The organism is Vreelandella zhuhanensis (genome assembly GCF_009793355.1).
Taxonomy (GTDB): Bacteria; Pseudomonadota; Gammaproteobacteria; order Pseudomonadales; family Halomonadaceae; genus Vreelandella; species Vreelandella zhuhanensis.
In genome coordinates, this window is the sequence record NZ_WTKP01000009.1 from 34,710 (window position 1) to 53,031 (window position 18,322).

Consider the following 18,322-nt stretch of genomic DNA (forward strand, 5'->3'; position numbering starts at 1 on the left):
ACCCGGGGTTAGCGGGCGGTGTCGGTCAGCGGCTTGACGTCGAAGATGCCCACATCGCAGCCGGGCTCGGCGGCACTCTGTGTCTGCTCGGCGACAGTACGCAGTGAACTTCCACGTGCAGCGAGGATCTGGTCCATGGCGCCGGCAAACCAGCCGGTGAACATGTACTCGACCTTGCGACCCACCTTGCCCAGTTGGTAAACGAAGGCGCTGTTTTCTAGCCGCACCCGAGCCGTGCCGGCATCGAGATCGATCTGTTCAGTGATGAAGTGGCCCCAACCGCGCTGGGAGAGACGCGTCATGTAATGCTCGAAGACAGCCTCGCCCTCAAGGCCATGGCATTCGGCCTCCTTCTCGCACCAGTGCCAGGCGCTCTTGTAGCCGGCGTGGTAGAGGATATCGGCGTACTTCTTGGCACCTAGCGCCTCCTCTACAGCCACATGGTTGTTGATAAAGAAGTGTCGCGGCACATACAGCATGGGCAGAGCGTCGGTCGTCCAGACGCCGGTTTCGCTATCCACTTCGATAGGCAGTGCGGGGGCCAGCTTGGTCACGGTAGTTATCCTCTACATCGTTATTCTTGGCTAAGGAGCGGGGCTTTATCCCGTCGCCCCTATCAATCTTTTGGAGCAGGCGTTTAGGCGCCCCAGACATCCTTGAGTACACGCACCCAGTTCTCGCCCATGATCTTGCGTACCAAGGGCTCGCTGAAGCCGCGGCGCAGCAGGGCTTCGGTCAGGTTGGGGAACTCGCCAATGGTGCGGATGCCTTCGGGGTTGACGATCTTGCCGAAGCGGGTCAGGCGGCGAGCATAGCCTTTGTCATGGGTCAGCCACTCGAAGAAGTCCTGGTCGTGACCCTGGGTGAAGTCGGTGCCGATACCGATGGCATCCTCGCCGACAATGTTCATCACGTACTCGATGGCCTCGCAGTAGTCTTCGATGGTCGAGTCGATGCCTTTCTTGAGAAAAGGCGCGAACATGGTGACGCCGACGAACCCGCCATGGTCAGCGATAAACTTGAGTTCTTCATCGGACTTGTTGCGCGGATGCTCTTTGAGACCGGATGGCAGGCAATGGGAGTAGCAGACCGGCTTCCGGGACTCGAGAATGACCTCCTCAGAAGTCTTGGCACCGACGTGAGAGAGATCGCACATGATGCCGACGCGGTTCATCTCGGCAACGATCTCGCGGCCAAAGCCGGAGAGGCCGCCGTCGCGCTCGTAGCAGCCGGTACCCACCAAATTCTGGGTGTTGTAGCACAGCTGCACGATACCCACGCCGAGCTGCTTGAAGATCTCCACATAGCCGATCTGATCCTCGAAGGCGTGGGCATTCTGGAAACCGTAGATGATGCCGGTCTTGCCCTCTTCTTTAGCGCGAGTGATATCCGCGGTGGTGCGTACCGGGCGCACCAGGTCGCTGCACTCAGCCATCAGCTGGTTGGAGGCGACAATATTATCGACCGTGGCCTGAAAGCCTTCCCACACCGAGACTGTGCAGTTGGCGGCGGTAAGACCACCGCGACGCATGTCCTCAAGTAGCTCACGGTTCCATTTGGCGATGATCAGGCCATCGATGACGATGGCATCGTCGTGCAGATCTTGGGGATTCATCGGATGTGCTCCAGTTCGGGGGTCGGATTGGCATGACGGCAGCATAGCATCGGCCAGGCGCGACCCGACTCTGGAAGCGACGGCGATAATTCCAAAAACGTCATCTCTGTCGCGACTGCGACGCACGGTCGGGCGTCGCCCAAGGCAATCGCTGCCTGCCTGCGCAGCACGAGCGCACGAAAGCCTCTCTCACGCAAGCGAGAAAGGGTGGCATCGGCAGGAGGTGGGAAACGACTCGCAGCATTTTGGCCGCGAGCCGCCTGCTTCAATGTTTCAGATGAACGCTGGCGTAGGTGGGCTCGCCTCGGGCCTGATCGAGTGCCATCAGCGCCGCCGAGATCGGCCGCTCCGACACCGGCTGAAACAGGAGGCTGTCGGACAGCTGCTCGGGGGCGAGTGTTTGCGCCCGCAGTGGGCTCATGCCCAGCCGCTCTTCCCGCGGCGGCAGGCCGAAGGTCTCGCGATAGCACTTGGAGAAGTGGGGGGTGGAGACGAAACCGCAGGTGGAGGCCACCTCGATGATCGATATCGATGTCTGCTTGAGCAACTGCCGGGCGCGGGTCAACCGCAGCTTGAGGTAGTAGCGCGACGGTGAGCAGAGCAGGTGTTTCTGGAAAAGCCGCTCGAGCTGGCGACGCGACACGTCGACATAGGCAGCTAGTTCCTCGAGCCCGATAGGTTCCTCCAGATTGGCCTCCATGAGCGCCACGATCTCCAGCAGCTTGGGCTGGGTCGTGCCGAGGATATGCTTGAGCGGCACGCGCTGCTGGTCCTGTTCCCCGCGCACACGGTCGCAGATGAACATCTCGGAAATCCCCGTCGAGAGTTCGCGGCCATGATCCCGCCCGATCAGCGTGAGCATCATGTCCAGGGGAGCGGCCCCGCCCGAGGCGGTGGCCCTTTCGCGATCGATGGAGAACAGCCGGGTTGTCAGCACCACGCGGGGGAAGAACTCCTGCATGGCGGCCAGGCACTCCCAGTGGGCACTGGTCTCGTAGCCATCCAGGAGCCCCGCCTTGGCGAGCGCCCAGCTGCCAGTGCAGATACCTCCCAGCCGACGGGAGAGGCGTGCCTGGCCCTGCAGCCAGATGACATGCTCACGCTGCACCGCGCGTGCCGGCCCTATCCCGCCACAGACCACCACCATATCCAGCGCCAGCGGCACTGTGATCGCCACATCCGGCGTAACCTTGAGGCCATCGCTGGCGGAGATCGGTTCGCCATCGATGCTCAGGGTGAACCAGCGATAGAGTTCCCGACCGGCCAGCTGGTTGGCCATGCGCAGCGGCTCGATGGCCGAGGCCAAAGAGAAGAGAGTGAAGTTTTCCAGCAGCAGGAAGCCAATAGCCTGGGGAGCAGCAACCGGCTTTTGCGGTGCCTGGGAAGTGGGCGTCATAGCGAGACTCCTGTACACAGGTTGTTTTTATGTGCGTATTCGGACGCCGCCGGTATCTGGCTGTCGCGATCAGGCAAGTCCGTTCCGAAAGGTACCATAAGGTGTCGTGATCTGGCATGTCACAATTGCCTATCAGCTGGTGGGTCGCCAGTTGATAACGACTATGGTGTCGCATTCAAGGGGGGGGTGGATGTCGCTCCCAGGCATGAACGCTGCCCTCGGACGGGCGCCACCAGACAAACTCGCCGCCGAAGACGATGGCCAAGGGCTATTTCGACGTCCCGGGCCTTTTATTAATGATTAAGCTGGCGCAGAAGATACGCGCACATGGCTTCTGCAGCAGGTGAGAGGCTTCGTTCAGCGCGTTTAAGAAGGCCAATACGGCGCTCCAGATAGGGTGACGTGAGCGGTACGAAGCGTAGGCGCTCATACTCTTCCGGAAACGCCAAGCGAGGCAGTGTGGTAATTCCGACCCCGGCTTCGAGCATGGCGGTGAGCGAAATCATGTTGGAGATGTAGAGTGTGCTGTGCGTCAGTAGCTCAGCCGCTGGAGACCCTTCCAGCAGGCGCGAAGTGCCGTTGCAGATGAGGGGATAGGGTTTGAGCGTATGCCAATGCAGAGCGGTTTGTTGGGCTAGAGGATGATCATCACGGCATACAACCCCGATATCATCATGCAACAGTTCGGTAAAGCTCAGTGTGTCATCAGGCATCCACAGACTGGTAATTCCAAGTTCAACCTCGCCTTTGAGTACCATCTCGTTGACCCGTTCGGAGTGGCCATCTTGAAGGCTGATACCGATGCCGGGGTAAGATGCCAAAAAGCCGGCCAGTAGCGTAGGCATCAGGCGGCTGGCAACCGAGGGCACGGCGGCAATATCCACGCGCCCTCGCTGCTGGCGGGTAATTGCCAGCGCATCACTGCACACTCGGTCGTGATGGGCAACCAGCTCGCGAAAACGCGGTTCACACCAGTGGCCGAAAGGCGTCAACATGGCTTTACCATTGCCTTTCTCGAACAGCGGCTGGCCAAGGCGCTCTTCCAGATCACGCACGGCCATGGAAATGGCTGGCTGACTGCGGTGCAGCTGCTTGGCCGCCGCGTGGAAGCCCCCTTCATCGATGATAGCAAGCACGTAGCGCAACGGCGTCAATTTCAGTTCGGGTAGCATGATCCGCTTTATAGTCCGTTTTGAATGGTAAGCTTTTCTTATCATATTATCTGAATTATTGATTACTCTTATCTCTATACCTCCTCTAGCATGTCGTCAATGACTTCAAAGGAGGTAATTATGTCATCCCTACACTCGCTCTATATCAACGGCCAATGGGTCGACGGTGAAAGCCACATCACGAATGTCAATCCTTCCGACCTTTCCGATGTGATCGGCGACTACGCCCAGGCAAGCACGGTGCAGGTCGAAGCCGCCATCACCGCTGCCCGCTCGGGCCAGCGGGAATGGGGCAAAAGTGGGCTGGAGCAGCGCTATAGCGTGCTGATGGCGATTGGCGACGAATTGATGGCGCGCAAGGAAGAGCTTGGACGTCTGCTGTCACGGGAAGAGGGCAAGCCGCTGGCGGAAGGAATCGGCGAAGTGGCCCGTTCGGCACAATTTTTCCACTATTACGCCGCTGAAGTGTTGCGCCAGATTGATGAACGGGTGGATTCAGTGCGCCCCGGTGTTCAAGTGGAAACTCGCCGTGAACCGGTGGGCGTGGTCGGCATTATCAGCCCGTGGAATTTCCCCATGGCGACGGCGGTGTGGAAGATTGCTCCGGCGCTAGCTTTTGGTAATGCGGTGATTTTCAAGCCTGCGAATCTGGTGCCTGCCAGTGCTTGGGCATTGACCGAGATTATCAGTCGTCAGGCCTTACCCGCGGGTACTTTCAACCTGCTGATGGGTAGCGGCGGACGTGTCGGCGAAGCATTAATCACAAGCCCCGCCATCAATGCGCTGACGTTTACCGGCTCGCTGGAAGTTGGGCGTCGTATTGCCGCTGCCACCGCAGGCAATCTGGTTAAATGTCAGCTAGAGATGGGTTCCAAGAATGCGCTGATTGTCGCCGAAGATGCCGATCTGGATCTGGCGGTGGAGGCCGCGTTCAACGGCGCGTATTCCAGTACCGGCCAGAAGTGCACCGCCTCCTCACGGTTGATTGTGCATCAGGCAGTACATGATGTGTTTGTTGACAAGTTGAGTGCGCGGCTAGCGAACGCCAAGGTCGGGCCAGCGTTGGAAGAAGGCGTGCAGATCGGCCCGGTGGCCGATGCCCGCCAGCTGGAATCCAACCTGGCCTGGATCGAACGCGCCAAGGCCGATGGGGCTCAGTTGGCCTTCGGTGGCGAACGGGTGAACTGCAGCAGTGACGGATATTTCATGGTGCCAGCCCTGTTCACTGATACCACCAACGAGATGGCCATCAACCGCGAAGAAGTCTTCGGCCCGATTGCCTGCGTGATCAAAGTGACAGATATGGACGAAGCGATTACCACGTTGAACGACACTAACTTTGGCCTGACGGCAGGCATCATCACCGACTCCCTGGCGCTTTCCAGCCGTTTCAAAGCGGAGGCAGAGACGGGCTGTGTGATGGTCAATCTGCCCACTGCAGGCACTGATTACCATGTACCGTTTGGCGGTCGCAAGGACTCTAGTTTCGGCCCGCGTGAGCAGGGACGCTATGCCCGCGAGTTCTACACTGTCGTGAAGACCTGCTACGTGAAAGCGTAAGGAGTGGGCATGTCCAAGCAGATGCTGACCGTTGATGGGCTGCAGTACTCCCACTGGTCCCGCGAAATTTTTGAACAGATGCGCGAGGGCGGTGTGGATGCCGTCCATGCAACGCTGGTGTATCACGAAACCACCCGTGAGACGCTAACGCGTATTGGCGAATGGAATCGCCGCTTTGAAGCCCATAGCGATCTGATCATGCCGGTGCAGGCACCCAGCGATATTCTGCGTGCCCAGCAGGTGGGCAAGGTGGGCATCTTCTTCGGTGCGCAGAACTGCTCGCCGATCGAAGATGATATCGACATGGTGACCGTGCTGCGCCAGCTGGGGCTTCTGATCATGCAGCTCACCTACAACAATCAGAGCTTGTTGGCGTGCGGCTGTTACGAAAGCGAAGACAGCGGTATTACCCGGTTTGGCCGCCAAGTGATACGCGAGATGAACCGAGTCGGCATGGTGATCGATATGTCCCACAGCAGCGAGCGCTCCACCCTGGAGGCCATCGAGCTTTCCGAGCGCCCGGTGATTATTTCCCATGCCAACCCGAGCTTCTTCCACGCGGCCAAGCGCAACAAGTCTGACAAGGTACTCAAGGCGATTGCGGAAAATGACGGCTTGCTGGGCTTTTCGGCCTACCCTTTCCATCTCAAGAATGGCCCTGACTGCACGTTGGAAGATTATTGCGACATGATTGCTCGCACCGTTGATCTGATGGGTATCGAACATGTCGGGCTGGGCACGGATCTTTGCCAGAACCAGCCAACATCGGTGCTGGATTGGATGCGCAATGGTCGCTGGTCGAAAGAGATGGATTACGGTGAAGGCAGCGCCAGCAATGCTGGCTGGCCACAGCCGCTTGCCTGGCTGCGCGATAGCCGTGACTTCCCCAATCTGATTGAAGGGCTACGCGACAAGGGGTTTGGTGAAGAGGAAATCGCTCGCATCATGGGGCGCAACTGGCTTGCCCTGCTGGAGCGCACGACCACACCCATGGTGTGACGATAACGATTGACCACCACCGAGTATCACCACAAGCCTTCTACCACTACAACAATCAATAACGAGGTTTCCCATGAACTCACCCCAAGATAAAGCCCCTGCTTCAGGGCTCGGCAAGTTCGGCGACCCGGTTGTGCTCGGGCTCAGCGGCGGTTTTGTTATCCTTTTTGTGCTGCTCTCCTTGGTAAATATAGAGGGCGTCGAAGGGGCTATTTCCGTCGGGTTTGCCTGGACCGCCGCAGTACTTGGCTCCTATTTCCAGCTGCTGCTGCTGCTGACATTCTTTATCGCCATTGGCTTGGCGATTTCACCGGCAGCCAGCGCCAAAGTGGGCGGGCTGGAGTCGCCGGAGCTGAGTACCTTTAAATGGCTATCGATCATCATGTGTACCCTGCTGGCCGGCGGCGGCGTGTTCTTCGCCGCGGGGGAGCCTGTGTACCACTTTGTGGTCACACCGCCCGCGTTCGATAGCGAGGCGGGCACGGTGGAAGCAATTGCCGGTGCGCTGGCGCAGTCGTTTATGCACTGGGGCTTTCTGGCCTGGGCGGTACTCGGCTCGCTCACCGCTATTGTGCTGGCTTACTGGCACTACGACCGCGGCCTACCGTTACAGCCGCGTACCCTGCTCTACCCGGTGCTGGGCGAGCGCTTAATGCGTAGCTGGTTGGGTGGCGTAGTCGATGCCTGCTGCGTCATTGCCGTGGTGGCCGGCACTGTCGGGCCGATTGGCTTTCTGGCCACGCAGGTGAGCTTCGGCCTGCATGAACTGTTTGGCTTGAGTTCAGGTTATGCCACTCAGTTGGTGATCCTGGTGGTGCTGGGTGCACTTTATGTGACCTCGGCGGCTACCGGCATTCATCGTGGTATTCAACTACTCAGTCGTATCAACGTGTTTCTGGCGCTGGCCATCGCCGCGGTGATTTTTATCTTCGGTCCTACGCTGTTCCTCACCAATGCCTATCTGCAGGGCTTCGGCGAGTACATCAGCTCGTTTTTCACCATGGCGACCATGACTTCGGAGACCGCGCCGGACTGGTGGATGCAGTGGTGGACGGTATTTTTCTTTGCCTGGTTCATCGGTTACGGCCCGCTGATGGCGATTTTTGTGGCGCGTATCTCGCGTGGCCGCACTATCCGCCAGATGATTCTCGCGGTGGCCGTGATGGCGCCCATCGCCACCACCGTCTGGTTTACGCTGCTAGGCGGTGCCGGTATTCATTACCAGCTGACCGGTGTGATCGACTTGGCTGAGGCGCTCAATAACTTCCAGTTCGATGTGGCGACGCTGACCGTTGCGCAGGCGCTGCCGGGTGGCACGCTGATGGCGCTGGCCATCCTGCTGTTGACCACCATCTTTGTGGCCACCACCGGTGACTCCATGAGCTACGCGATTGCCGTGGTGTGCACCGGGCACGATCGGCCGCACACCGCCGTGCGTATTTTCTGGGGCATCACCATGTCGCTAATGGCGGCCATTCTGCTCTACATGGGGGCGGGACAGATCAGCGTACTGCAGCAATTTATCGTAATTACTGCGATTCCGGTTTCTCTGGTGCTACTGCCATCGCTGTGGCTGGGGCCACAGGCGGCTTACGCCATGGCGCGTGAGCAAGGTTTGACCACACGCAAGAAGGTGATGACACATGAGTAACCGCGAATGGGCGCTGGCGCCTTTGAATCTGCGCCCCGCTGACGAGGTGATGCGTCTCGAGCGCTTGGGCAGCCTGCATGCATGCCGCTTGAGTTTTGTCCGCACCTTGATGCGCCAGATGGGGCGTCAGCGTTGGCAGGTGAGCCGGGTACGTTTCGACCTCGACGATAACGGCTATGGTACGGCGATATATCGTTTGCAAACGCCTTACGGCCGTTACCACGGGGTCATGTTTGCCCAGGCGCTAGATGACGAATGCCGCTCCGACCGAGTGATTGCCGAGGCCTGGGATATCACCTTCGGCCTGGTGGAAGGCGACGTGGACGACAGCCTGCTGGCGCAGATGGCAGCCAACGTGCCGCTTCAGGAGGCGGGCCGCCAGCATTCACAGGTATTGGTGCTTTCCCGTGCCAACAAAAGCCTGCGCAACTTTGCCCACTTTGTGGAAACGCTAGCCAACGGCAAGCAGCCGGACCCGCAGTGGCTGACACGGGTCGGTTACCTCTACCGCACCACGGCCGTCTACGGTAACGGAAAGTTTGGTATTGCCGACTTCGCCCGCCTGTATGACAACCCGGATTTCCGCCGCCCCTTCTCGGCGCAAATGGCCGGTGTTTATCTGCTGCGCCACTTCTCCATTGAACAGGTGGAGCATTTGGCCCGCTGCCAATCACCTGAAACCGCCTGCGAGCTTGCCACCGAACTGCGCCGCTACTTGGGTATCGGCAATTCGACGGGGCTGGGCATGGCGCCATTTCTGATCAATCACCCGCAGCTAATTGCCCAGTGGGTGACCCAGCGTGAAACGGCATTGGCGCTGGCCCAGCACCAGGTGCCCAGCGAAGCAGAGCGTGCGCGGCTGATGGCACTGACGCGGCGTGCCCAGCAGCATTTAGCCGAAACCGTGACGGAAGACGTCGAACAAAGCGAGCGCAACGCGGCAACAGTCGCCGCTCTGCCAGATGTGCTGAACTGGCTGGAGAGCGTGCCACTGGATGATAATCTCTGGGCACAGCTGGTGGCGTGGAGCGAGCGCACCCTATCGCTGGAAGCTCAGGAGCTCATTAACACGCTGCTGCTCGAGCTCTATCCCGAGCAAGTTGATCCCTTGGAAGAGCAGATGGGGGTGAATGAAAATCTCGATCTTGAGCCGGATATGCCGCTGATGCGCCTGCGCCAGCTGATCGAGACCCACTACGGCTGGGCGCTGGCCCACGATTATGAAAGCCTTGATGGGGCTTACTGGTTCTGGTACCGCTCGGCAGAAAAAGAAGAACCACGCCTAGGGGTGCGACACGAAGAGCCGGGTGCTGAAAAAGAGATGCCTATTGCCATAGGGCCGCGTATAGCCCATAGCCATGCCGCTATCTGCGCGTTTCTGGAGGCGTCACCGCGAGCCAAAGTGGTCGATTTTTTGCTCGCCAAGCCTCGTCATAAAGAGATTATTCGCCGCGTACAGACGTTGGTAAAAGCTCCGTACGGGGATATCCACGCCAATTTATGGCAACGCGACATGAAGCCGATGCACCTGCTGCGCGCCAAGCTGGCGTTTTTCGGTGCCAGTCGCTTCGATCCGAAGTCGGACCGTTGGGTGCGTATCACCCTGTTCCAGGGGGCACCGTTGGTGGAAGAGCTCAACGCCGAGCCGAAAGACCTCAGCCACTTCGATGACTGGAGCTTCCCGCTGCAGCCACAGTACACACAGGGTAGCGTGCAGCCTGCCGAACGGTCGCCGCAACATGAAGCTGCTCGTGGAGAAATGTCGCCATGAAAGTCTCTTTTAATGAGCTGCAAGGGCTATGCCGAAAAGCCTTTACCGGGATTGGGTTTGAAGAGGGTGACGCTGCCGATGCCGCTGATATGGTGGCCTGGATGCAGTGCCACGGTTTTAACGCGGTGGACCAGCTCAACCGCGGGCTGGATTACCTGCTAGAGGAAGACCCTGAGGCGCTGCCCAAGGTAATTTATCAGGATGGCGATTTGGCGGTGCTGGATGGCCATGGCCAGAGCGTGCTGCGCAGTATCAGCCTGGCAACCGAGCTAGGGTTTGCGAAAGCGCGGGCACGTGGACTTTCCGTGGTCAAGATTCGACGCTGTCACAACCGTCAGCTGATCATGGGCTATCTGTCGCGCTTGGCCGGGCGCGGCATCAACATTACCGCCTTCTGGCGCAACGCCCAGGAGCCGTTAACCGAACAGGTGGTGGGATTTCGGGCGGGCCATACCACGCCGGAAGTGCGCATCTATTCGGTGCGCGATGTGCCCGAAGAGAACGAACCCAACGACGGTATCACCTTGGTGATGGCCAACCATGTGGAGTTGCTGCCGTCTCTAGGGGCGGATCATGATCTCGACCTGCTGGCCCACCACTCGGAATCCGCGCTGATGGCCTGCCGCGAGCGCATGTTGAAAGATGGCATCGAGGTAGACGATGCCATCTGGGCACGCCTGAAAACCTTGGCTCATCGCATGCTGGTGGAATCTTCTGACGCCTCCCGAAGCGCCGCTGGTGCGGGCGTCAACGACAACGACTGATGGATTAATGAGGGCATCGTAATGATTCAACCGGTAAAGACCGAGCTGTACGCCGCTAGGGCGCCACTAGAGTGGGCTGTGATCGGTAATGGCATCCTGTTCACCGCACAGATCCCTATCGGCGCCGATGGCGCCGTGGTAGACGGCGGTATCGAAGCACAAACCCGCCAGACACTGGATAACTTGCAGCATACCTTGGAAAGCGCGGGTGCCAGCATGCAGCAGCTGACCCAGGTGTTGATCTACGTGACTCAACGCGAGGATTTGGCCACGGTCAATCGGGTGTATGCAGAATATGTAGCAGCGCCTTATCCCAATCGCGCCGCCATTATCGTTACCGGGTTTGCGCGAGAAGAGATGCGGGTAGAAATGGTGGCGTATGCTGCCGTCGACGGTGCCGTTTAGCACTACAAAGCTTATAGAGCATCAACATGCATTATTACTCCACATCGGTGAGGACTATACCCTGGAAGGCCCTCAACCGCCTTTTGAAATAACGTGTCACGCAGCAACGCCAGGATGGCGATCAAATTCGGCTCAGCCAGGCTACGCTGGTGACAAATAAACAGGTAGTCCTCCATTGCCAAGGGGACGAAGTCGAGGCCGAAGCGTTGTGCCGCCGCTTCCACCCCGAAGCCCGCATCGGCCATGCCGGCGGCTACATAGGCGGCTACCGCCGAGTGGGTGTACTCCTCCGTTTCATAGCCGTGGATATGCGACGCCGAAATATCCGCCTCCGCCAGCAGGCTATCGAAAAGCGCCCGTGTGCCGGAAGCCTCCTGGCGATTTATAAAGCGCACCGTCCTGTCTGCCAGTGCCTTCACCCCGCTGATTCCCCTAGGGTTACCCAGCGCTACCATCAACCCTTGGCGACGGGAGATGAACCCGATCGCCCGGTGGCTGCGCCGCTTAAGCAGGTCGCGATAGTTGCGGCTCACCGCTTTGCCCACCTCTCCCCGAGGCAGGTGGAAGCCGGCCAGATCGCAGGCGCCGCGATTGAGTGCCGCCAAGGCTTCTCGGGGGCTGCAGTACTGTAGGTCAAGGCGCAGCCCCCGAAGATGCTTCGGCAGTAACTCCACGGCGAAGCCGTGACTGGCATGCAGGCGCAGCACCGGCTGCATGCCCTTCAGCTGCTGCTCGATGGCCAGATTGAGCTCTGAGCCTAGGCTCTCCAGCTGAGGGCCCAGCCGGGCGTTCACCCGCTGCTCGGCCCACAGCAGTTTCTCGCCCAGTGGTGAGAGTCGCGCTCCTCGCCCACGTTCGAGCTCGACGAGGGCGATGCCGAAGAACTCCCCCCACCTCTTGAGCAGGTTCCAGGCGTGTCGATAGGAGATGCCCACGTCCTCGGCCGCCCGGGTCAGCTTGCCATGGCGATGCACCGCCTCGAGCAGCAGGAACAGCGCCGGGGCGATCTGGTTGCCTGCCTCATCGCTGAAACTCCAGGCGGGTGTGATCATGATTCGCTTCATAGGAACAAAGTTTCATATTTTGTGATTTCAGAGCCTATGCTAGCTTTGATCTTTAGCGTAGCGCACGCATTTTTTTAAATATGTAATCGCGTGCATATATAAGCAGCGACAACAAGAATCGGGGAAGTGCGATGAGAGAGTCTCGAGAGTGGACGCCGCAGTCGATCCAGACCGAGATCGACGCCCTAAAGCATAAGCCGGGGGCTCTGCTTCCCATCCTGCATGCCATCCAGGATCGCTTCGGCTTCGTCCCCGAGGGGGCGGTGCCGATCATCGCCGAATCGCTGGGCCAGACCCGTACCGAGGTGCACGGGGTGATCAGTTTTTATCACCACTTTCGTACCTCACCGCCGGGGCGCCATGTGCTCCAGGTCTGCCGTGCCGAAGCCTGCCAGTCGGTGGGCGGCCGCGCTTTGGAGGCCCATGCCAAGGCGCGCCTCGGCATCGACTATCACCAGACCACCACGGATCGGGAGATCACCCTGGAGGCCGTCTACTGCCTGGGCAACTGCGCCTGCGGCCCCTCGATTCGCGTCGGCAACGAGGTATGGGGGCGGGTTACGCCCACCGCCTTCGACGCCTTGGTCGACGAGCTATGCACCCAACCCCTGGAGGTGATCGGATGAGCTTTCGCGTCTTCGTACCCCGCGATACTACCGCCCTCTCCCTGGGCGCCGATGCCGTCGCCGCTCGTCTCGAACGCGAGGCCGCTACCCGCGGCCTCGAGATGACCGTGGTGCGCAATGGTTCCCGTGGCGCCGCCTGGCTCGAGCCCCTGGTCGAGGTCGAGACCGTCAACGGTCGCGTTGCCTACGGCCCCGTCACTCCCGGCGACGTCCCGGCCCTGCTCGACAGCGGCCTGCTCGAAGGCAACGTCAGCCACCCGCTGGCGCGGGGCCTCACGGAGGAGATCGACTATTTCGCCCGCCAGCAGCGCCTGACCTTCGCGCGTATCGGCATTACCGACCCGCTATCGATTGACGACTACCGCGCCCACAGGGGCTTCTGCGGCCTTGAAGCAGCGCTGCGACGCGAGCCACAGGACATCGTCGAGGAAGTCAAAGCCTCGGGCCTACGCGGGCGTGGCGGCGCGGCCTTCCCCACCGGCATTAAGTGGCAGACGGTGCTCGACACCCCGGCTGATCAGAAGTACATCGTCTGCAACGCCGACGAGGGCGATTCAGGCACCTTCGCCGACCGCCTGGCGATGGAGTGCGACCCCTATATGCTGATCGAAGGTATGGCCATCGCCGGGCTTGCTGTCGAGGCGACCCAGGGCTATATCTACCTGCGCTCCGAATACCCGCTGGCCAAACAGATTCTCGACGAAGCGATTGCCCGCGCCGAACAGGCCGGCTATCTGGGTGACAATCTTTGCGGCAGCGGCCGTGTCTTCCACCTGGAGGTACGCCTCGGCGCCGGGGCCTATATCTGTGGCGAGGAAACTTCGCTACTCGAAAGCCTGGAAGGCAAGCGCGGCATGGTGCGCTTCAAGCCTCCCCTGCCCGCCATTGAAGGGCTGTTTGGCCTCCCCACGGTGGTCAACAACGTCCTGTCGCTGGCCGCCGTGCCGTTTATCCTCTCCGAGGGCGCCGAAGCCTACGCCTCCCATGGCATGGGCCGCTCCCGGGGCACCCTGGCGCTGCAACTGGCGGGTAACGTTCAGCGCGGTGGCCTGGTGGAGTTGGCCTTCGGCACCACCCTGCGCACCCTGATGGAAGAGTTCGGCGGCGGCACCGCCAGCGGCCGGCCCCTGCGCGCTGTGCAGGTGGGCGGCCCGCTGTGTGCCTACCTGCCCGAGAGCCAGTGGGATATGCCGCTGGACTACGAAACCTTCGCCGACGTCGGTGCGGGCGTCGGCCACGGTGGCGTGGTGATGTTCGACGAGAGCGTGGACATGGCCGAACAGGCCCGTTTCTCGATGGAGTTCTGCAAGGTGGAATCCTGCGGCAAGTGCACGCCCTGCCGTATTGGCTCGACCCGCGGCGTGGAGGTGATCGACCGCATCCGCGCCGACCAACATCGCGAGGCCAATCTCGCCCTGCTCCATGACCTCTGCGAAACGATGGTGGATGGCTCGCTGTGCGCCATGGGTGGCATGACCCCCTTCCCGGTGCAAAGCGCGCTCAAACACTTCCCCGATGACTTCCAGCGGACGGCAGATGGAGACAGATCATGATTGAACATTACGATCCCAAGCAGCATTCCAGAAACACCGAGTACGCCAAAGATCTCGGCACGCCCTTCCCGACCCAGGCCGTAGGCGCAGTCTCGGTTAGCCTTGAAATCGATGGCGTGGCGATCACGGTGCCTGAGGGCACCTCGGTGCTGCGTGCCGCGGCCCTGGTCGACATCAATATTCCCAAGCTGTGCGCCACCGACAGCCTGGAGCCCTTCGGTTCCTGCCGGCTGTGCGCCGTCCAGGTGGCAGGCAAACGCGGCTACCCAGCCGCCTGCACCACGTCGGTAGCCGAGGGCATGCAGGTCACCACTCAGAACGAGCGGCTGGCCAAGCTGCGCCGCAACGTCATGGAGCTGTACATCTCCGATCACCCCCTGGATTGCCTAACCTGCCCCGCCAACGGCGACTGCGAACTGCAGGACATGGCCGGTAGCGTGGGGCTACGCGAAGTGCGCTACGGGTTCGAGGGCGAGAACCACCTGCAGGCCACCATAGACGAATCCAACCCCTACTTCAGCTTTGACCCCAGCAAGTGCATCGTCTGCTCGCGCTGCGTGCGCGCCTGCGAGGAAGTCCAAGGCACCTTTGCCCTGACCATCGACGGTCGGGGGTTCGAATCCAAAGTCTCGGCGGGACAGGCGGATGCGTTCATGGACTCGGACTGCGTCTCCTGCGGCGCCTGCGTCCAGGCCTGCCCCACGGCCACGCTGATGGAGAAGAGCGTCATTGATCACGGCGTGCCCGAGCACAGTGTTGTTACCACCTGCGCTTACTGCGGCGTGGGCTGCTCGTTCGAAGCCCAGATGAAGGGCGACCAGCTGGTGCGCATGGTGCCTTACAAGGGCGGCGACGCCAACCACGGCCACTCCTGCGTCAAGGGGCGCTTTGCCTTTGGCTATGCCACCCACCCGGATCGTCTGACGACGCCGATGATCCGCGAGACCATCGACCAGCCTTGGCGCGAGGCAAGCTGGGAAGAAGCCATTGGCTTTGCTGCAAGCCGTCTTAAGGCGATTCAGGCAGAGCACGGCCGCGAAAGCATCGGTGGCATCACCTCTTCGCGCTGCACCAACGAAGAGACCTACCTGGTGCAGAAACTGATTCGCGCGGCCTTCGGCAATAACAACACCGATACCTGTGCACGGGTCTGTCACTCGCCCACCGGCTATGGCCTGAAGACCACCCTCGGCGAGTCGGCGGGCACCCAGACCTTCGATTCAGTCATGAAAGCTGACGCGATTATCGTAATTGGCGCTAACCCCACCGACGCCCACCCGGTGTTCGGTTCGCTGATGCGCAAACGGCTGCGTCAAGGCGCGAAGCTGATCGTCGCCGACCCGCGGCACATCGACCTGCTCAAGACCCCGCACCTGCGCGATGCCCAGCACCTGCCGCTGCGTCCTGGCACCAACGTGGCACTGATCAATGCCCTGGGGCACGTCGTAGTGACGGAAGGTCTGGAAGACAAGGCGTTTGTCGCCAAGCGCTGCGACACCGATGCCTATCAGAGCTGGCGTGAGTTTATCGCCGACCCGCGCCATTCTCCCGAGGCCAGCGAGGCGATTACCGGCGTATCCGCCGAGGCCGTGCGCTGCGCCGCACGCACTTACGCCACGGCCGGCAACGGTGCCATCTACTACGGGTTGGGCGTCACCGAGCACAGCCAGGGTTCCACCATGGTAATGGGGATCGCCAACCTGGCCATGGCCACCGGCAATATCGGCCGCGAGGGCGTGGGAGTGAATCCGCTACGCGGTCAGAACAATGTCCAGGGCGCCTGCGACATGGGTTCCTTCCCCCACGAGCTGCCCGGCTACCAGCACGTTGCCGACCCGGTAGCTCGAGGCCGCTTCGAGGCTGCCTGGGGGGTGACGCTTGACGACGAGCCGGGGCTGCGCATACCCAACATGTTCGACGCTGCCCTCGAGGGCAGTTTCAAGGCGCTTTACGTGCAGGGCGAGGACATCGCCCAATCCGATCCCAACACCCAGCACGTCGAGGCCGCGCTGCGTTCGCTGGACTGCCTGATCGTCCAGGACATCTTCCTCAACGAGACCGCCAAGTATGCCCACGTGCTGCTGCCGGGTTCGTCTTTCCTGGAGAAGGACGGCACCTTCACCAACGCCGAGCGGCGCATCAACCGGGTGCGCAAGGTAATGCCACCGGTTGCCGGCAAGCAAGACTGGGAAGTGACCCAGGACTTGGCCAATGCGCTGGGCTACCCGATGAACTACGCCCATCCGTCCGAAATCATGGACGAGATCGCCGGGCTGACGCCGAGCTTCGCCGGGGTCAGCTACGCCAAGCTCGAGGAACAGGGCAGCCTGCAGTGGCCCTGCAACGCCGAATACCCGCTGGGCATGCCGACCTTGCACGAGGTCGACTTCCCCATTGGGCTGGGCCGCTTTGCGATTACCGAATATGTGGCTACCGAAGAGCGTGCCAACCGCCGCTTCCCGCTGTTGCTGACCACCGGACGTATTCTCAGCCAGTACAATGTCGGTGCCCAGACGCGGCGTACCGACAACCAGCGCTGGCACGACGAGGATGTGTTGGAGCTGCACCCCTCCGACGCCGAGCTGCGCGGCGTCCGCGATGGTGATTGGCTAGGTATCACCAGCCGCGCTGGGCAAACGGTGCTGCGCGCCCGGCTTAGCGAGCGCATGCAGCCAGGGGTGGTCTACACCACCTTCCACCACCCGGGCAGCGGTGCCAACGTGATCACCACCGATAACTCCGACTGGGCTACCAACTGCCCCGAATACAAGGTCACCGCAGTGCAGGTGGAAAAGGTCAGCCAGCCCTCCGCCTGGCAACAACGCTTCGATGCATTCGACCAAACCCAGCGCGGCCACCTGACCGGCGCTCGGGAGACGTCGGGCAAGGCGGCCACTCCATGAAACGGCACCCCGGCACCTATGGGCCGGCGATGGAACACCACCCGGTGGAAATACGCCGTGGCAGCTCCGGCTGGCATGGCGATGGCGACGATGACGTCCTGGCCAGAGAGGTGCCGGTAGCCATGGTCTACAACGGCATCTCTCATGCGGTGATGATGGCCACGCCCCAGGATCTGGCGGACTTCGCCCTGGGCTTCAGCCTCTCCGAGGGCATCCTGGCGCATCACCACGAGTGCTACGACCTGGAGGTGCTGGAAGAGCCCCAAGGCCTGACGATACATCTACGCATCGCCGGCCAGCGGCTGGCGGCGCTCAAGGCCCGACGCCGCAACCTGACCGGACGTACCGGCTGCGGGCTGTGCGGCACCGAAGCCTTGGAACAGGCGATTCGCCCGATCCCCCGGGTCATGGCGCCGGTCTTGGGAGATGACGCCATCCAGCGAGCCCTGGCGAACCTGGCCGAGCACCAGGCTCTCCAGGCTCTCACAGGCGCCTGCCACGGCGCCGCCTGGTGCGATGGCCAAGGACGCATTCAACTGGTGCGCGAGGATGTGGGACGCCATAACGCCCTGGACAAGCTGATCGGCGCTCTGGCCTGCCGCGGCGGTCCTCCGCCGGACGGCTTCGTCCTGGTCTCCAGCCGTGCCAGCTACGAGATGGTGCATAAGAGCGCCAGCGCTGGCATCGGTGCCCTAGTGGCCGTCTCGGCGGCCACGGCGTTGGCTGTGGAACAGGCCCAGGCGGCCGACCTGTTGCTGGTGGGCTTCGCCCGCCCGGGCCGCCATCTAATCTATCATCGCCCTGCCGCCCCCAAGGCGGCCCGGGCCCATTTCTGAGGAATCG

Annotated in this window: 15 protein-coding genes; 10 read left to right on the forward strand and 5 right to left on the reverse strand. The window is 61.1% G+C overall.

What is annotated here, in order from left to right:
• Window positions 1–8 precede the first annotated feature (8 nt).
• From GPM19_RS12845 to GPM19_RS12860, 4 genes are all read right to left on the reverse strand, one after another.
• Entirely contained in the window at window positions 9–554 is a 546-nt protein-coding gene (locus GPM19_RS12845; protein ID WP_160419418.1) for a DUF5943 domain-containing protein, read from the reverse strand.
• An 83-nt stretch (window positions 555–637) separates the two neighbouring features.
• On the reverse strand, window positions 638–1,615 hold the full coding sequence (locus tag GPM19_RS12850; RefSeq protein ID WP_160419419.1) for a dipeptidase: 978 nt from the start codon (window positions 1,613–1,615) through the stop codon (window positions 638–640).
• 265 nt (window positions 1,616–1,880) lie between these two features.
• Window positions 1,881–3,011 carry a choline metabolism transcriptional regulator GbdR gene (gbdR, locus tag GPM19_RS12855; protein ID WP_160419492.1) on the reverse strand — a complete coding sequence of 377 codons (1,131 nt, stop codon included), beginning with the start codon at window positions 3,009–3,011 and terminating at the stop codon, window positions 1,881–1,883.
• Between the two features lie 293 nt (window positions 3,012–3,304).
• On the reverse strand, window positions 3,305–4,183 hold the full coding sequence (locus GPM19_RS12860; protein ID WP_160419420.1) for a LysR family transcriptional regulator: 879 nt from the start codon (window positions 4,181–4,183) through the stop codon (window positions 3,305–3,307).
• Window positions 4,184–4,303: 120 nt separating this feature from the next.
• Here GPM19_RS12860 and GPM19_RS12865 point away from each other — a divergent pair, with 120 nt between their 5' ends.
• The 6 genes from GPM19_RS12865 (at window position 4,304) to GPM19_RS12890 (ending at window position 11,333) form a co-directional block, all read left to right on the forward strand.
• Entirely contained in the window at window positions 4,304–5,743 is a 1,440-nt protein-coding gene (locus tag GPM19_RS12865; RefSeq protein WP_160419421.1) for an aldehyde dehydrogenase family protein, read from the forward strand.
• Window positions 5,744–5,752: 9 nt separating this feature from the next.
• Window positions 5,753–6,742: a dipeptidase gene (locus GPM19_RS12870; protein WP_202114828.1), complete on the forward strand. Its 990-nt coding sequence runs from the start codon at window positions 5,753–5,755 to the stop codon at window positions 6,740–6,742.
• A 73-nt stretch (window positions 6,743–6,815) separates the two neighbouring features.
• The gene (locus GPM19_RS12875; RefSeq protein ID WP_160419422.1) at window positions 6,816–8,393 is read left to right on the forward strand and encodes a BCCT family transporter; all 1,578 of its coding nucleotides are present in this window, start codon (window positions 6,816–6,818) and stop codon (window positions 8,391–8,393) included.
• Window positions 8,386–10,164, forward strand: a complete 1,779-nt coding sequence (locus tag GPM19_RS12880) for a hypothetical protein (RefSeq protein WP_160419423.1) — start codon at window positions 8,386–8,388, stop codon at window positions 10,162–10,164. Before GPM19_RS12875 ends, GPM19_RS12880 begins: the two co-directional genes overlap by 8 nt.
• Window positions 10,161–10,928, forward strand: a complete 768-nt coding sequence (locus GPM19_RS12885; RefSeq protein WP_160419424.1) for an Ldh family oxidoreductase — start codon at window positions 10,161–10,163, stop codon at window positions 10,926–10,928. Before GPM19_RS12880 ends, GPM19_RS12885 begins: the two co-directional genes overlap by 4 nt.
• A gap of 21 nt (window positions 10,929–10,949) precedes the next feature.
• Complete coding sequence (locus GPM19_RS12890; protein ID WP_160419425.1) at window positions 10,950–11,333, forward strand: RidA family protein; 384 nt, start codon at window positions 10,950–10,952, stop codon at window positions 11,331–11,333.
• Between the two features lie 11 nt (window positions 11,334–11,344).
• Here the strand turns inward: GPM19_RS12890 and GPM19_RS12895 are convergent, their stop codons facing one another.
• Complete coding sequence (locus GPM19_RS12895; RefSeq protein ID WP_160419426.1) at window positions 11,345–12,397, reverse strand: substrate-binding domain-containing protein; 1,053 nt, start codon at window positions 12,395–12,397, stop codon at window positions 11,345–11,347.
• Window positions 12,398–12,528: 131 nt separating this feature from the next.
• Between GPM19_RS12895 and GPM19_RS12900 the strand changes: the two genes are divergently transcribed.
• The 4 genes from GPM19_RS12900 to fdhD are packed head-to-tail and all read left to right on the forward strand — an operon-like array spanning window position 12,529 to window position 18,315.
• Entirely contained in the window at window positions 12,529–13,023 is a 495-nt protein-coding gene (locus GPM19_RS12900) for a formate dehydrogenase subunit gamma (RefSeq protein ID WP_160419427.1), read from the forward strand.
• Window positions 13,020–14,576, forward strand: a complete 1,557-nt coding sequence (locus GPM19_RS12905; protein WP_160419428.1) for a formate dehydrogenase beta subunit — start codon at window positions 13,020–13,022, stop codon at window positions 14,574–14,576. Before GPM19_RS12900 ends, GPM19_RS12905 begins: the two co-directional genes overlap by 4 nt.
• Window positions 14,573–17,479, forward strand: coding sequence for a formate dehydrogenase subunit alpha (gene fdhF / locus GPM19_RS12910; protein WP_160419429.1), 2,907 nt, complete (start codon window positions 14,573–14,575; stop codon window positions 17,477–17,479). Before GPM19_RS12905 ends, fdhF begins: the two co-directional genes overlap by 4 nt.
• Window positions 17,476–18,315 (forward strand): formate dehydrogenase accessory sulfurtransferase FdhD, encoded by an 840-nt coding sequence (gene fdhD, locus GPM19_RS12915; protein ID WP_160419430.1) that lies wholly within the window; start codon window positions 17,476–17,478, stop codon window positions 18,313–18,315. Before fdhF ends, fdhD begins: the two co-directional genes overlap by 4 nt.
• The last annotated feature ends 7 nt before the right edge of the window (window positions 18,316–18,322 follow it).

What these genes read in the sequence shown, in the direction of transcription:
- GPM19_RS12850 (WP_160419419.1), bottom strand. Translation starts at nt 1,615, where the DNA reads ATGAATCCCCAAGATCTGCACGACGATGCCATCGTCATCGATGGCCTG.
- gbdR (WP_160419492.1), bottom strand. Translation starts at nt 3,011, where the DNA reads ATGACGCCCACTTCCCAGGCACCGCAAAAGCCGGTTGCTGCTCCCCAG.
- GPM19_RS12860 (WP_160419420.1), bottom strand. Translation starts at nt 4,183, where the DNA reads ATGCTACCCGAACTGAAATTGACGCCGTTGCGCTACGTGCTTGCTATC.
- GPM19_RS12865 (WP_160419421.1), top strand. Translation starts at nt 4,304, where the DNA reads ATGTCATCCCTACACTCGCTCTATATCAACGGCCAATGGGTCGACGGT.
- GPM19_RS12870 (WP_202114828.1), top strand. Translation starts at nt 5,753, where the DNA reads ATGTCCAAGCAGATGCTGACCGTTGATGGGCTGCAGTACTCCCACTGG.
- GPM19_RS12875 (WP_160419422.1), top strand. Translation starts at nt 6,816, where the DNA reads ATGAACTCACCCCAAGATAAAGCCCCTGCTTCAGGGCTCGGCAAGTTC.
- GPM19_RS12880 (WP_160419423.1), top strand. Translation starts at nt 8,386, where the DNA reads ATGAGTAACCGCGAATGGGCGCTGGCGCCTTTGAATCTGCGCCCCGCT.
- GPM19_RS12885 (WP_160419424.1), top strand. Translation starts at nt 10,161, where the DNA reads ATGAAAGTCTCTTTTAATGAGCTGCAAGGGCTATGCCGAAAAGCCTTT.
- GPM19_RS12890 (WP_160419425.1), top strand. Translation starts at nt 10,950, where the DNA reads ATGATTCAACCGGTAAAGACCGAGCTGTACGCCGCTAGGGCGCCACTA.
- GPM19_RS12895 (WP_160419426.1), bottom strand. Translation starts at nt 12,397, where the DNA reads ATGAAGCGAATCATGATCACACCCGCCTGGAGTTTCAGCGATGAGGCA.
- GPM19_RS12900 (WP_160419427.1), top strand. Translation starts at nt 12,529, where the DNA reads ATGAGAGAGTCTCGAGAGTGGACGCCGCAGTCGATCCAGACCGAGATC.
- GPM19_RS12905 (WP_160419428.1), top strand. Translation starts at nt 13,020, where the DNA reads ATGAGCTTTCGCGTCTTCGTACCCCGCGATACTACCGCCCTCTCCCTG.
- fdhF (WP_160419429.1), top strand. Translation starts at nt 14,573, where the DNA reads ATGATTGAACATTACGATCCCAAGCAGCATTCCAGAAACACCGAGTAC.
- fdhD (WP_160419430.1), top strand. Translation starts at nt 17,476, where the DNA reads ATGAAACGGCACCCCGGCACCTATGGGCCGGCGATGGAACACCACCCG.